General features: G+C 59.4%; 18 protein-coding genes. 1 reads left to right on the top strand and 17 read right to left on the bottom strand.

All coding sequences use genetic code 11. From position 1 onward, the window contains the following. Positions 1-12 precede the first annotated feature (12 nt). Positions 13-1,989, bottom strand: coding sequence for a U32 family peptidase (locus tag I4W07_RS00535; protein ID WP_196025265.1), 1,977 nt, complete (start codon positions 1,987-1,989; stop codon positions 13-15). 161 nt (positions 1,990-2,150) lie between these two features. Here I4W07_RS00535 and I4W07_RS00540 point away from each other — a divergent pair, with 161 nt between their 5' ends. Further along, a complete protein-coding gene (locus I4W07_RS00540; RefSeq protein WP_196025266.1) occupies positions 2,151-4,373 on the top strand; it encodes a transglycosylase domain-containing protein in 2,223 nt (740 codons plus the stop codon). A gap of 187 nt (positions 4,374-4,560) precedes the next feature. On the opposite strand, the gene I4W07_RS00545 is transcribed toward I4W07_RS00540, so the two are convergent. From I4W07_RS00545 to rpsE, 16 genes are all read right to left on the bottom strand, one after another. Further along, on the bottom strand, positions 4,561-4,998 hold the full coding sequence (locus I4W07_RS00545; RefSeq protein ID WP_006235280.1) for an arginine repressor: 438 nt from the start codon (positions 4,996-4,998) through the stop codon (positions 4,561-4,563). A gap of 132 nt (positions 4,999-5,130) precedes the next feature. After that, a complete protein-coding gene (locus tag I4W07_RS00550; RefSeq protein ID WP_138375096.1) occupies positions 5,131-6,129 on the bottom strand; it encodes a glycosyltransferase family 2 protein in 999 nt (332 codons plus the stop codon). Between the two features lie 203 nt (positions 6,130-6,332). Continuing rightward, positions 6,333-7,157 carry a tRNA pseudouridine(38-40) synthase TruA gene (gene truA, locus I4W07_RS00555; protein ID WP_196025267.1) on the bottom strand — a complete coding sequence of 275 codons (825 nt, stop codon included), beginning with the start codon at positions 7,155-7,157 and terminating at the stop codon, positions 6,333-6,335. A gap of 92 nt (positions 7,158-7,249) precedes the next feature. Further along, complete coding sequence (gene rplQ, locus I4W07_RS00560; protein ID WP_006235277.1) at positions 7,250-7,717, bottom strand: 50S ribosomal protein L17; 468 nt, start codon at positions 7,715-7,717, stop codon at positions 7,250-7,252. A gap of 30 nt (positions 7,718-7,747) precedes the next feature. After that, positions 7,748-8,689 (bottom strand): DNA-directed RNA polymerase subunit alpha, encoded by a 942-nt coding sequence (locus tag I4W07_RS00565; protein ID WP_195246761.1) that lies wholly within the window; start codon positions 8,687-8,689, stop codon positions 7,748-7,750. A 32-nt stretch (positions 8,690-8,721) separates the two neighbouring features. After that, on the bottom strand, positions 8,722-9,318 hold the full coding sequence (gene rpsD, locus I4W07_RS00570; RefSeq protein ID WP_006235275.1) for a 30S ribosomal protein S4: 597 nt from the start codon (positions 9,316-9,318) through the stop codon (positions 8,722-8,724). 19 nt (positions 9,319-9,337) lie between these two features. Then, positions 9,338-9,742 (bottom strand): 30S ribosomal protein S11, encoded by a 405-nt coding sequence (gene rpsK, locus I4W07_RS00575; protein ID WP_006235274.1) that lies wholly within the window; start codon positions 9,740-9,742, stop codon positions 9,338-9,340. 14 nt (positions 9,743-9,756) lie between these two features. Beyond that, a complete protein-coding gene (gene rpsM, locus I4W07_RS00580; RefSeq protein ID WP_022094275.1) occupies positions 9,757-10,131 on the bottom strand; it encodes a 30S ribosomal protein S13 in 375 nt (124 codons plus the stop codon). Between the two features lie 14 nt (positions 10,132-10,145). Further along, positions 10,146-10,259, bottom strand: a complete 114-nt coding sequence (gene rpmJ, locus I4W07_RS00585; protein WP_006363204.1) for a 50S ribosomal protein L36 — start codon at positions 10,257-10,259, stop codon at positions 10,146-10,148. Between the two features lie 147 nt (positions 10,260-10,406). Continuing rightward, positions 10,407-10,625 (bottom strand): translation initiation factor IF-1, encoded by a 219-nt coding sequence (gene infA / locus I4W07_RS00590; RefSeq protein WP_035137443.1) that lies wholly within the window; start codon positions 10,623-10,625, stop codon positions 10,407-10,409. Between the two features lie 104 nt (positions 10,626-10,729). After that, on the bottom strand, positions 10,730-11,518 hold the full coding sequence (gene map / locus I4W07_RS00595; RefSeq protein ID WP_196025268.1) for a type I methionyl aminopeptidase: 789 nt from the start codon (positions 11,516-11,518) through the stop codon (positions 10,730-10,732). Further along, positions 11,515-12,141 (bottom strand): adenylate kinase, encoded by a 627-nt coding sequence (locus I4W07_RS00600; RefSeq protein WP_006235269.1) that lies wholly within the window; start codon positions 12,139-12,141, stop codon positions 11,515-11,517. The genes map and I4W07_RS00600 overlap by 4 nt, the downstream gene beginning before the upstream one ends. Before the next feature lie 18 nt (positions 12,142-12,159). Then, on the bottom strand, positions 12,160-13,446 hold the full coding sequence (gene secY / locus I4W07_RS00605; protein ID WP_035137447.1) for a preprotein translocase subunit SecY: 1,287 nt from the start codon (positions 13,444-13,446) through the stop codon (positions 12,160-12,162). Beyond that, entirely contained in the window at positions 13,440-13,889 is a 450-nt protein-coding gene (gene rplO, locus I4W07_RS00610) for a 50S ribosomal protein L15 (RefSeq protein ID WP_006235267.1), read from the bottom strand. Before rplO ends, secY begins: the two co-directional genes overlap by 7 nt. Positions 13,890-13,892: 3 nt before the next feature. Then, the gene (gene rpmD, locus I4W07_RS00615) at positions 13,893-14,075 is read right to left on the bottom strand and encodes a 50S ribosomal protein L30 (protein WP_006235266.1); all 183 of its coding nucleotides are present in this window, start codon (positions 14,073-14,075) and stop codon (positions 13,893-13,895) included. Positions 14,076-14,077: 2 nt separating this feature from the next. After that, entirely contained in the window at positions 14,078-14,602 is a 525-nt protein-coding gene (gene rpsE / locus I4W07_RS00620; protein WP_006235265.1) for a 30S ribosomal protein S5, read from the bottom strand. Positions 14,603-14,609: the final 7 nt, after the last annotated feature.

The following is a 14,609-nucleotide window of genomic DNA, read 5'->3' on the forward strand; positions in this document are numbered from 1 at the left end:
GCGATGCAGCATCTACGACAGGAAAATCCTCGTCCTGCCGCATGCGTCGATGGCAACTGGCAGACGCGTACCGTCACGCTCGACCAGATAGCGCACCTGCCGACGACGCAAGCAGTCGCGGCAACGGACCTGCCCCGTCGCATCGGTGGCGCAGACGCCCTCGGCGGTCAGCAGGCAGTGCTCGCACACCATAAGCTCGGGACAGTCGGCGTCGAACGGACCCAAGACGCCGGGTTCAGCAGCCAGCTCGGCAATACGCTCCCTGTCATTGCTGAGCAACTCGGCAGGCAAGTATACCCACCTCGCGCCAAGCCCGCGCAGCCAGGCAAGCGTGGCCCGATTGGCGCAGAACACCGGCGCCGCCACGTCAAACGTCGTGCCCAGCTCGCGGGCCATCGCCACCTGCCCCAGGTTGCGGCAAACAATACGCCCGGCACGTTGCATAAGCGCTCGAGTCCGCTCGGCGTCGCCTGCGCGGCACACTTCGTCGAGCACCACCGTCGCATCGGACAGATCCCGCTCATCGCGCGGATCCAAATCCATCAGCTCCCAGGCAAAGACCATACGAGCAAAAGCCTCATGCTTTGCCGGCTCCGCCGGTCCCGCCAACTCCGTCGGCACGTCGCCATCTGCCAGAACGCCCTCAAACGGCAGCACCTCAACGGACCGCTCAGCAGGCGCGACCGCATCTGCCTCGACCCGCATGCGCTCCAACACCGTTGCCGTCTGCCCCAGCACGCCGGCACTGCGAATCAGATAGACCTCACAGCCCGCGTCCACCTTGCGTTTGCAATGCACGACGATGCGCTCTCCCGCAGCGGCATCCACGGGGCAAGGCACCTGTGGCCAGCGCTTGGGCACATCGGGACGCGCGTCGGCACCCGGGTAAAATCGGATCTCGAGCGTATCGCCCGCCGCCACGGCGGCATCAAGCTCAACCGTCACCTCTTCGTGACCCACCGCCACCAAGTGGCCCACGCGCACGCCCTGGTTGATCGCGCGCTCAAAGCTCATGAGCTCGGCGCCCGAACGGCCCCGCAGATACGCATCGGTAAAGCCGCGGTTGAACGACCTTCCCAGCTCGCGCTCAAGCGCCGGCACCGCATCGGCATCCCATGTGCCGTCGCGCAGCATATCGAGCGCCCGACGCCACACCCTCACCACGTTAAAGACGTAGTCGGGATTCTTCATGCGGCCCTCGATCTTGAGCGATGCCACGCCGGCGGCAACAAGCTCGGGCAGATGCGCGATGCCCAAATAGTCACGCGGACAAAGCAGGCGATCCCCTTCGACAGCGACAACACTCTGCCCCGCCTCGTCCACCAAGTCATAGGATAGACGGCACGGTTGCGTGCAATCACCGCGCATCGCAGAGCGGCCACGTCGAAGGGCAGAGAACCCGCACGCACCCGAGTATCCAATGCAAATAGCGCCGTGACAGAACACCTCGATGGGCACGCCAGTAGCACAAAGCGTCTCAATCTCTGCAACGCTCAGCTCGCGCATAGTCGTCACGCGCTCAACGCCCAACTCCTTGGCAGCCAACCGCACGGCACCCTCGCTATGAGCGCCCGCCTGAGTGGACAGGTGAATCTCGACCCCCGGAATCGCCGCACGAAGCGCACAGGCCAGCCCGGCATCGGCCACAATCAACGCATCGGCACCCAACGCGCGCGCATGCGCCCCCAACGCCACGGCGTCGGCAAACTCATCATCGAACACGAACACGTTGAGCGTCACGTACACACGCACGCCATGGGCATGGGCCACGGCACAACCGCGCGCGAACTCATCATCGTTAAAGCCATGCGCGCTCGCTCGAGCGTTGAATCCGTCCAGTCCCGCATAGATGGCATCGGCACCCGCCGCAATCGCCGCGAGCATCTGGTCGAGTCCGCCAGCAGGCGCCAGCAGTTCGGGCAGCGCCACTTCAGCCGCCGCCAACTCGCTTTCGCATTGCCCGCTCGATTCCATCGGCCGAATCGCCATCGGTAAACTCCTTGCCAAGGTGTGCTTTCACTCTGAAAATTGCTGCCAACCAGCATACACGAGGCCCCGCATGCCCCGATTGGTTTATCGTGTAATAACTTATGTCCATCCTGCCCGGTAGCATACCTGCCGCCTGGCACGACATACCTGGAGGTCAATATATGGGTCCTCGCCAACGACAGGGGCGCGGTCGCTCTAAGACGCATGCCCTTCCCATGATCTTGCTCTCGTTTTTGGGCTTTCTGCTTATCGCGGGCGTAGCGTTTGGCATCGGCATGATCGGCAACGTCAACCGCTGGCTGTCCGATCTGCCCGACTACACCGATGCCAACGCGTATCTGGTGAGCGAGCCCACCGACATCGTCGACTGCAACGGCAATACCATTGCGAGTTTCTACACGCAAAACCGCAAGTCCATCACCAAGGACCAAGTGTCCCCGTACGTGCTGCAGGGCACCGTCGACGTTGAGGACGAGCGCTTCTACGAGCATGGCGGCATCGACCTCTGGGGCATTGCACGCGCATCGGTGGCAACCCTCACCGGCGGCCACGAGGGCGCATCGACCATCACCCAGCAGCTGGTTCGCAACACCATCTTGCAGGAGGAACAATTCGACTCGACCATCGAGCGTAAGGTGCGCGAGGCCTATATCGCCATCAAGATGGAGGATATGTACTCCAAAGACGAGATCCTCATGATGTACCTCAACACCATCTACTACGGCCATGGAGCATATGGCATCGAGGCCGCCGCCGAGACCTATCTGTCCAAAACCGCCGCCGACCTCACCCTGAGCGAGGCCGCGCTGCTCATCGGCCTTCCCAACTCGCCCTCGCAGTACGACCCCACGGTTAATCCCGACTTGGCGCTGTCCCGCCGCAATAAGGTTCTGGACAACATGCTGCGTCTGGGCCACATCACGCAGGAAGAGCACGATGCCGCACAGGCTGAGCCCATCACGCTTAACGTGACCGAGATTTCGGGCAGTGGCGTCGATGTGTATTCTCAGCCCTACTTTGTCTCCTACGTTAAGCAGCTGCTTGAGCAGGAGTTCTCCACCGACGTGCTCTTTAAGGGCGGTCTGACCGTCAAGACCACCATCGACCCCACCATGCAGCAGGTGGCCGAGGAGGCTGTGCGCTCGCAGCTCGACACGCTTTCGCTCGACGGCCTGGACATGGGCATGGTCGTCGTTGACCCCAAGACCGGCTACATCAAGTGCATGGTAGGCGGCTACGACTACAACGCCGATGAGAATCACGTGAACCACGCTACGGCAAAGCGCCCCGTGGGCTCCACGTTTAAGGCCTTTACGCTGGCAACTGCCATCCAAAACGGTATGAACCCCAACGTCACCCTCAACTGCAACTCGCCGCTCAAGGCCAAGGGCACCACGACCGAGGTGCAAAACTACGGCAACCAGAGCTATGGCAACATCACGCTTAAGCAGGCAACGGCATACTCATCCAACACCGGCTACATTCAGGTGGCCGAAGCCATCGGCAACAGCAAGATCATCTCGCTCGTCAAAAAGCTCGGCATCGATCCCGCCAAGGACAACATCGAGGACGTTCCCGTCATGACGCTCGGCACCGGCTCGATCTCGCCGCTCGAGATGGCCGCCGCCTACGCGACGTTTGCCAACGGCGGCCACTATCGCCAGCCGATCGCCATCACCGAGATTGACTCTCGTACCGGTTCGGTGCTGTACCAGCACACCGACAATCCCTCACAGGTGCTTACCGAGGGCGAGGCCGCAGCGGTCACCGATGTTCTGTCCGGCGTCATGCAGGGCGGCGGTACGGGTGCTGCTGGCGCCCTGAGCGTCAACCAGCCCTATGCCGGCAAAACGGGCACCACCGACAACACCACTAACCTGTGGTTCTGCGGCTATACCCCGCAGCTGGCGTGCGCCCTGTGGACCGGCTATTCCGCGGGCGAGATCCCCATCCAAAAATACGGCACAGACCTGCTGGGCGACAGCACCAACCTGCCTGTCTTTAAGCGGTTTATGAACACCGTTCTGACCGGTACCGAGCGCGAGGAGTTTGCGACCGGAACGGCTCCCACCTACAAGAACAACAGCGTCTGGAAGTTCTACGGCACCAACAACACCAAGAAGACGGAGAACGACGACGAGGACGAGAACGAGGACGAAGAGGAAACCACTACCACAACGACGACCACGACCACCGAGACCACGGGCGGCGACACCACCGGCGGCACCGGTACGACCGGTGGCTCGACGGGCGGATCCACTGGTGGTTCGACCGGTGGCTCGACGGGCGGATCCACTGGTGGTTCGACCGGCGGCGATGGCGGCACGCCTACGCCCACGCCCACTCCCGACCCCTCGCCCACGCCCGACGATACGGTCGGCTAGAAATCATCCGGCCATAAGCAACAAGGCCCCCGAGCAGCTTATTGAACTGCTCGGGGGCCTTTTAGTTTGAAGCGACCTGGTGGGCGGTCTTTATACCGGCAAACAAAAAGGGGGTACCGACCAACGTCGATACCCCTTACAAGCCACGATGTCAGCGCGCACAGTGCCGAGCGCACGACCCGCACGCCTACTTGCGAGAATTGCTCAGCTTATTGATCAGCGCCTCAAGACGCTCGCCGTCCTCGGCCGTCTGGGCAATAACCAAAATCGTATCGTTGCCGGCAAGCGAGCCAAGCACATCGGGCAACTCCGCCGCATCAACGGCGGCGGCGATGCCGGAAGCCGTGCCAGGCTGAGCCTTGATCATAACCAGATTATCGGTACGCAGAACGCCCGTTACGAGCTCGGAAACCATACGCTGCAGGTGCAGGTCCTCTGCCAGAACATAGATGCCCTCAGGGAGCTTACGCAGCCCCATATCGGCAATATCGCGAGAGACAGTCGCCTGCGTGCAATCAAAGCCCATAGCGCGGAGCTCATCGACCAGCACGCGCTGCGTGCGGACGTCCTTATTGCGCACAATATCTCTAATGGCATCCTGGCGCCCATTGCGTTTTTTAGCCATACAAACCCTCTCTCCAAAAGATGGCGGAGACAATCAATCAGTGATTGAATAGTTTAACGCTATTTGAAGGCTTTTGTGTATAAGAACGCATTTCGAAACAATTCTATGCAAATATGTTTCGAAATGAGCCGTTTAGGCGGTTTTTGCGCCCGTCCGGTTAAGAAAAGCTGCCAGATGCGTACACATCACGCAGCGCGCGGGCTTGGCGCTGGCGATCGGCCCAAACAACAAACCGAGTCCCCGATGGTTATCCTTGAGCGCGGCGACCATCTGACGGGTTCGAGGCGCCTCGAGCATATCACGCATGCGGGCGGAACGCTCGATTGACGACACTCCATGCGGGCTAAGACACAAATTCTCGATGCAGGCGACCAGTCCGGCAAAGTAGAACTTTTGGCTTGCCAGCTTGAGCCGACCACCGCTATCTGCTTCCGAGAGTGAGTCCGCAAGCTCGTCGAGCGCTCGAGTGTCATCGGATATCCTGGCATACATGGTGGGATCAAAGGCATCTGTAAGCTTAGGTGCCACCGCGTGGAAACAAGCGTCGCCGCAGCCGGACACGAATCGTGCCTGCGAGAGCGCATAAGCCATAAACTCAACCGTACGGTACGCCTTGCCGCGCGACAGGCATGCCTCAAACAGCGGACGGCTATACATCACGCCAGAGGTCTGAGCGACTAGGCCGCCCAAAATCAACTGGGGCAGCCCAGTCACCATAGAAGACTCGTCTTCTATGGCAATAGAGGCAGCATCCAAGACGCGCGAATGGCGTTCTCGATGTGCATCATAGCGGTCGAGCGACACCGTGGGGAACACTATGTCTGCCGCAGTATCGCACGCGATATCGACCATCTTGGAAAGGGACTGCGGAGCAAACCACTCATCGGCGTTCATAGCGATGATTTGAGAGCCGCGCGAGACAGCAAAACCGGCACGAAGGCAAGCGCCGCGCTTCGCGTCCTCGACGTCAATCAAATCAATATGGATGTCCCTGTCGGCAGCAACTTGAAGCGAATGGCGCACACCGGGCGCAGCATCGCGGCAAACAACGACAATCTGCAAATCGTAGAGGTCTTGGTTCTGGATACTCTCGAGCGCACGCATCGCATAGCTGGGCGAACCTTCTACCACAAGGATCACCGAAAGTCGCGGATGCGAGCCACGTCGAACCAAGTTATCCGTCCTCTCGACAGCAATGAATCAAACCGTGGTTCATGGTACACCCCGGCAATAAAAGCAATGAGACACCGGTTGTATTGCACGCCAAGAACAGATGTTGCACACGCGCAGCCCACAGATAATGGGTGTCGACGCACGACGCGTCGAGCCCTCCCCTAGTCGAGCACGACGAGCTCGGCGGGATCGTAATCCACGCCCATAAACGTAAGGCCGCAGGCAGGAGCCGTGGGGCCCGCAGCGGTACGGTCGCAAGCATCGATGACCTCGCGCATCCACTCGGGTTCACGGCGATGCATGCCAATCGCGACAAGCGTGCCAACGATCGTACGGACCATCGAATGCAGAAACGCATTGCCCTCGATGGTAAACGTCAGGATGTCCTCGCCAAACGCAACCTCATGGCCAAACTCGGCGCGCATTACGCAGCGGTGCGTAGGTTTGCCCACGGCAGAAGCAACCTTGCAAAAGCTTTTAAAGTCCTGTTCGCCCAGCAGCGCGGGGCAGGCAGCAGACATAGCCTCAACATCCAAGGGATAGCGATGCCACCACACGGCACCGCGGGACAGCACGGGGCGCGCATCTCGATCGGCAATACGGTACGTATACGTACGGGAACGCGCGTCAAAGCGCGCAGAAAAGCCCTTACGAGCCTTGTAGACCTCGTTGATGGCGATATCTTTGGGCAGCAGGGCATCCATAGCCCGCAGCCACCTACGGCGCGTAAGGGCGAGCTCAGCGTTCGTTACGGGCACGCTGATGTACTGAGCCACGGCATGCACGCCGGCATCGGTACGACCTGCGCACGTCAGATCGATCGGACGGCGAAGCAGCGTCTCGATGGCTCGACGCAGCTCACCCGCAACCGTCGTCTGTCCCGGCTGCTCGGCAAATCCGCTATACGACGAGCCATCATAGGCCACGCGAAATACGAGCGTGGCGTCAAGCTCGGAAATCGAATTGAAATCAGACGGCGCAGTCATGGGCGCTCCCAACAAACAAGTAACGGTATCGCGACAAAAAAAGAGGGGTACGCGAACGTACCCCTCGAATATAGCCTATGCAGACGGAATGTCTACTCAGCGGTCTCCTCAGCAGGAGCCTCCTCGACAGCCTCGACCTTCTTGGGAGCAGCGGCCTTCTTGGGGGCCGGAGCAGCCTTCTTGGCCTTAGGCGTGCAAGGCTCGGTGACGAGCTCCATGATAACGATAGGAGCGTTATCGCCCTTACGGTTACCGAGCTTCATGATGCGGGTGTAACCGCCGTTGCGGTCCTGCCACATGCCCTGAGCAGCCTTGTCGAAAATCTCGGCAACGAGCTGCTTATCGCCGAGCTTGGCGATAGCCAGACGACGAGAGTGCAGGTCGCCCTTCTTGGCCCAGGTGATGATCGGGTCGACGACCGAACGCAGCGCCTTAGCGCGGGTCTCGGTAGTCTTGATGCGGTCGTTCTCGAAGAGGGCCTTAGCAAGGCTCTTCTTCATGGCCTTGGTGTGGCTCGCATCGGTGCCGAGCTTCAGGCCCTTCTTAACGTTGTGACGCATGGTCTAGTTTCTCCTCAAATATGCGAAGCATTAAGCCTTCAGGCTCAGGCCCATGGACTCAAGCTTGTCCTTCACTTCCTCGATCGACTTAACACCGAAGTTACGGATGTTGAGCAGATCGTTCTCCGAGAACTCAACGAGCTGACGGACCGAGTGAATGCTGGCGCGCTTAAGGCAGTTGTAGGAACGGACGGAAAGGTCCAGATCCTCGATCTGCTTGTCCAGCTCGGCGTTGTCGTTGGTGACCTCGGGAGCGAAGATCGAAGCCTCCTCCTCGACCTCGGGGGTCTCGGCAAGGTTCATAAAGGCGGCCATATGCTGGTTGATGATATTGGCAGCCTGGACCACGGCGTCGCGCGGGGCGATGGAACCGTTGGTCTCGATCTCGAGGACAAGGCGGTCGTAGTCGGTATGCTGACCGACACGGCAAGCCTCAACGAGCTTGGCGCAACGGGACACCGGCGAGTACAGCGAGTCGACGTTGATCACACCGATGGGATCGTTGTCACGCTTGTTAGCCTCGCCAGAGACATAGCCGCGGCCATAGCCGATGCGCATGCTCATGGTGAGATGGCCACCCTCGGTGAGCGTAGCAATGTGCTGCTCGGGGTTGACCAGCTCAAACTCGGACGGAATAAAGAAGTCCGCACCGGTGACCTCGCAGGGGCCGTCAACCGAGATGGTGGCGGTCGCCTCGTCGGTCGTGCCGAGAGCCCTGAAGACAAGACCCTTGACATTCAGGACGATGTCGGTGACATCCTCGACCATGTTAGGGATGGTCATGAACTCGTGCTGCGCACCATCGATCTGAATGGCCTCAACGGCGGCACCCTCGAGCGAGGACAGAAGAACACGACGAAGCGAGTTACCCAGCGTATCGCCGTAGCCACGCTCGAGCGGCTCGACGGAGACACGAGCAGAGGTCTCGTTGATCTCTTCGACCTGAACCTGAGGCCTAATGAATTCTGACATGTATTACCTCCAGCCTCAGCAGCCCGGATGGACTACTTAGAGTAGAGCTCGACGATGAGCTGCTCGTTGATATCACCGCTGATCTGCTCACGCGTCGGCAGAGCGAGCACGTTACCAGACAGCTTCTCGATATCGACCTCGAGCCAGCCAGGGACCTCAAAGCGCTCGGAGGAAATCAGGGCCTCCTTGATGGGGAGGAGGTCACGGAACTTCTCGCCGACAGCGACGACGTCGCCGGCCTTGACGCGGTAGGACGGGATGTCCACGCGCTTGCCGTTCACGGTGAAGTGACCGTGACGGACGGACTGACGAGCCTCTTTGCGGGTGCGGGCGAAGCCAAGACGGAAGACGACGTTGTCGAGGCGAGACTCAAGGATGATCATGAGGTTCTCACCGGTGACGCCGTTCATCTTACGGGCCTTGTTGAAGTAGCCGTGGAACTGCTTCTCCAGAACGCCATAGATGAACTTGACCTTCTGCTTCTCACGCAGCTGCATGCCGTACTCAGATTCCTTGCGACGGCGCTTGGGCTGACGGATAGATTCCTTCTTGCTGCTGTAACCGAGCTCAGCGGGATCGATCCCGAGCTGACGGCAGCGCTTAAGAACAGGAGTCCTGTCGATTGCCATATTGATACGATCCTTTCAGTTACACGCGACGACGCTTCTTGGGGCGGCAGCCGTTGTGCGGAATGGGGGTCTTGTCCTGGATGCTCGAGACCTCGAGGCCAGCAGCCTGGAGGGAGCGGATGGCGGTCTCACGACCGGAGCCGGGGCCCTTGACGAAGACGGAAACCTTCTTCATACCGTGCTCCATGGCCTGCTTGGCAGCAGCCTCGGCAGCCATCTGGGCAGCGAACGGCGTGGACTTACGGGAGCCCTTGAAGCCCACCTGGCCAGCCGACTTCCAGGAAATGACGTTGCCCTGGGGATCGGTGATCGAAACGATCGTGTTGTTGAACGTAGAACGAATGTGAGCCTGGCCCACGGAAATGTTCTTACGGTCCGCGCGCTTCAGACGGGCAGCGCGAACGTTCTTCTTAGCAGTAGCCATCTATCTAGCGCTCCTTATTTCTTCTTCTTAGCACCGATCTGACGCTTCGGGCCCTTGCGGGTACGAGCGTTAGTGTGGGTGCGCTGGCCGCGGACCGGGAGGCCCTTGCGGTGACGAAGGCCGCGGTTGCAGCCGATGTCCATAAGGCGCTTGACGTTCTGGTTGCGCTCACGGCGGAGGTCGCCCTCAACCATGATCTGATTCTTATCGATATAATCGCGGATGGCGTTAACCTCATCCTCGGTGAGGTCCTTAACGCGCGTATCCACGTTAACATTGCACTCGACGCAGATCTTCGTCGCAGTGGTGCGGCCGATGCCGTAAATGTAGGTCAGACCGATCTCAACGCGCTTCTCACGCGGGAGGTCGACACCATTAATACGGGCCAACGTAGTCTCCTCTCTTAACCCTGACGCTGCTTATGACGGGGGTTCTCGCAAATGACGAGGACCTTGCCATGGCGCCTAATGATTTTGCACTTATCGCACATCTTCTTGACCGAAGGACGTACCTTCATCGTTCTTCCTTTCGGTAGCGCTCAAACTACTTCCCTACTATCTACTCGCCCAGCCGCAGGCGTTTAAAACTATGGCTGGTCTTCACACGCAAACCGACCGTAGGTTGAGCTAAGCCTGCAGTCGGAAAAGAGCGTGTATGCGTGTCGCTATTTATAGCGATAGGTGATGCGACCGCGGGTCAGGTCGTACGGGGAAAGCTCCACGACAACCCTGTCACCGGGGAGAATGCGGATGTAATTCATTCGGATCTTGCCAGAAATATTGCACAGAACCGAATGACCGTTCTCGAGCTCGACCTTAAACATGGCGTTGGGCAGCGGTTCCTTTACCGTACCCTCGAGCTCAATTGCGTCTTCCTTCTTCACAAGCAATCATCTTTCTCTAGAAAACGACAGCGATTGAGTATTCTACAATACGCATGCACGTATCGTAATATCTTCGTAATGGCTCCACATCTAAGTGGAACTTGTTACATTTCTCCGCCTTGGAGGGAGCACCAAGCACCTTGGGCATCCGTGGTAAGAATCACCGGACCATCATTGGTAATGGCGACGGTGTTCTCATAGTGCGCGGCGGGCAGGTGATCGTTGGTCGTAACGATCCAACCATCGGAGCCTGTACTCACATGATTGGAACCCATCGTAACCATCGGCTCGATGGCAATGACCATGCCGGCCTGGAGGCGAACGCCCCTCCCCTTCTTTCCATAGTTAGGAACGTTGGGGTCCTCGTGCATCACGCGGCCAATGCCATGGCCCACATAATCACGAAGCACGCCGTAACCGTGAGACTCGGCGAGGGACTGAACGGCATAACCGACGTCCCCGATATGGTTACCGGGAACAGCCTGCTCGATGGCAGCCTTAAGGCAATCGCGCGTGACCTCGCACAAAGCCTTGGCTTCGGGCGTGGGGGTGCCGACGAAAAACGTCCAAGCGTTATCGCCGACCCAACCGTCAACGACAGCTCCCGTATCAATGGAGATGATATCGCCATCGCGCAGGATCATGTCGGGGTTGGGAATACCGTGAACCACGGCATCGTTGATCGATGCGCAGATGGTTCCCGGGAACCCGCCGTAGCCCTTAAAGGCCGGGGTGCCGCCATGCATGCGGATAATCTGCTCCGCGAGCTGATCGAGCTCAAAAGTCGAAACGCCGGGGCGCACCATGGCTCCAACGTGGCGGAGCGCCATCTTAGATAGCGCTCCTGCCTTCATCATCTGCTCGATTTGCGTTGCAGACTTAATCTTGATCATAGACCGAGAGCCTCTTTGACATCCCCGTACACGGTCTCGCGAGCCTGGTCACCGTTGACCGACTTGAGCAGACCCTGGCCACGATAGTAGTCAACGAGCGGGCTCGTGGACTTCTCGTAGACGTCGAGACGGTTCTTGATGGTCTCGGGTTTGTCGTCGTCGCGCTGATACATCTCGCCACCGCACTTGGGGCAGGTGGCATCGGCAGCGGTGCCGGTGTAACCGCAGGCGCGGCAGGTGCGACGCGAAGACAGACGATCGATAATGACCTCGGGGGCCACATCGACCAGAAGGGCGCAATCGATCTCGCGACCCATGGCGGAGAGCTCGGAATCGAGCGTCACAGCCTGGGCGGTGTTGCGCGGGAAGCCGTCGAGGATGAAGCCCTGCTGGGCGTCATCGGCGGCAAGGCGCTCCTTGACAAGGTCGATCACGAGCTGGTCGGGAACGAGCTCGCCAGCGTCCATGTACTTCTTAGCCTGAATACCAAGCTCGGTGCCACCCTTGACGGCAGCACGCAGCAGGTCGCCCGTGGAAATATGGGCGACGCCAAACTCGGCGACGAGCTCCTGTGCGACGGTGCCCTTACCGGCACCCGGAGCTCCGAGCAATACGAGGTTCATGAGCAATCCTCCTCTAGCCTATTTAAAGAATCCATCGTAATCATACATCTTGATCTGGCCTTCGAGCTTATCGACCGTGTCGAGCACGACGCCGACCATGATGAGGATGGACGTGCCGCCAAATGCCTGGATCAGATGGTTACCCGTGAAGGAGAAGATGATCGAAGGCACGATGGCGATGAGCGCCAAAAAGACAGCGCTGGGAAGCGTGATCTTGTTGAGCGCGTTCTTGATGTAGGCCGCGGTAGCCCTACCCGGACGGACGCCCGGAATAAAGCCGCCCTGCTTCTTAAGGTTATCGGCCGTGTCATCGGGGTTGAACACCATGGAGGTGTAGAAGTACGCGAAGAACACGATGAGGACAACGTTAAGCACCCAGTTGAGCCAACCGGTCGAAAGCGCGGAGGCAACTGCCTGAATCCAGCCGATGCCGGGGAAGAACACGGCAATCTGAGCCGGGAAGTACAGCAGCGCCGAAGCGAAGATGATCGGCACGACACCCGCGGTGTTGACCTTGATGGGCAGGTAGGTGGTCTGGCCACCCATCATGCGACGGCCCACGACGCGCTTAGCGTAGGAGACCGGGATGCGGCGCTGGCCGCGCTCAAGGAAAACAATCAGCGGGATAACCAGCAGGATGATGGCGCAGATGATCACCATGGTGATGATGCCACCGGCATTGCCCTCGGTGCTGGAGAAGATAGCCTGCGGCAGACCGGCCATGATGTTCGCAAAGATGATCAGCGACATGCCATTGCCGATACCGCGCTGGGTGATGAGCTCACCAATCCACATGATCAGCATGGCGCCCGCGGTGAGCGTACCGACGATCATGAGGTCGAAGATGATCTCGGGAGCACCGGCGCCATTAAAGCTGATGCCGAAGCTCTTAAAGAGGAAGAGGTAGCCCACGGAGTTGAGGATTGCCAGAGCCAGGGTGAGGTAACGCGAATACTGCGTAATCTTGGTCTGACCGACCTCGCCCTCGCGGGCAAGCTCATGCAGGGAAGGCACGACGGCCTGGAGCATCTGGAGGATGATCGAGCTGGTGATGTAAGGCATGATGCCCAGCGAAAACACCGACACATAGCTCAACGCACCGCCAGAGAAAAGATTCAGGAGGGCCATAGCACCTGCGGCGACCGAATTGTTATCGGTCGAGAAAAGGCCCAGCATCCCCTGGAAGGGAATGCCGGGCACAGGAACGTGCGCACCAATGCGGTACACGACGAGCATAGCTATGGTAAAAAGAATCTTTTCGCGCAATTCTTTGATGCGGAAAGCATTCTTAAGACCATTTAGCACGGCAGCTCGACCTTTCCGCCGGCGGCCTCGATCTTGGCCTGCGCAGAAGCGCTGACCTTGTCGACCTTGACCGTGAACTTCTTGGTGAGCTCACCATTGCCGAGCACCTTGACGGGCTCGAACTCGCTCTTGGTGATGCGAGCGGCCTTAAGAGCGGCACCGTCGATCACAGCGCCGTCCTCGAACTTACGCTCGAGACGCTCAACATTAACAGCGGTGTACTCGATACGACGGGGGTTGCGGAAGCCCGGAAGCTTGGGCAGGCGCATAGCCAGCGGAGTCTGGCCACCCTCGAAGCCGGCACCCTTGGTGCCACCAGAGCGGGAACCCTGGCCCTTCTGGCCGCGGCCAGAAGTGGTGCCGTGACCCGAAGAATTGCCACGGCCGACGCGCTTGCGGTTCTTGGTGGAACCGGGCGCGGGAGTAAGATCGTGAAGCTGCATTTGCTACTCCTCTACAATCTCGACAAGGTGCTTGACCTTGAAGATCATGCCGCGGACGGACTCGTTGTCAGCAATCTCGCGAACCTCGCGGATCCTGTGGAGACCGAGGGCACGGACAGTACGGACCTGGTCCTGCTTGCAACCGTTGGTGCTGCGGACCTGCTTGATCTTGATGGTGTCAGCCATGCTTAGTTCTCCTTACCGACGAACATCTCGGAGACCGTCAGGCCACGGCGAGCCGCGACGTCCTCAGGGCTGGAGAGCTCCTTGAGGCCCTCGACGGCAGCCTTGATGATGTTGAGGCCGTTGTCGGTACCGAGGGACTTGGACAGGACGTTCTTGATGCCAGCAAGCTCAAAGAGGGGACGCACAGCGCCGCCGGCGATAACGCCGGTACCCTCGACAGCGGGCTTGATGATGATGCGGCCGGCACCAAAGTGGCCGAGAACCTCGTGCGGGATGGTGCCCTGCTCGGTCACCGGCACGTGGAACATGTTCTTCTTGGCATCGAGAGATGCCTTGGAGATGGCCATTGGCACCTCAGCGGACTTGCCCATGCCAACGCCGACGTTGCCCTTGCCGTCGCCAACGACGACGAGAGCGACGAGGCTCATGCGACGACCACCCTTGACGGTCTTCGACACGCGGTTGATGTAAACGACGCGCTCCTCGAACTCGGAGGCCTCGCGCTGCTGCTTCTGATTACGAGCCATGTGCTAC

Source organism: Collinsella aerofaciens, assembly GCF_015670745.1.
Lineage (GTDB): Bacteria > Actinomycetota > Coriobacteriia > Coriobacteriales > Coriobacteriaceae > Collinsella > Collinsella aerofaciens_T.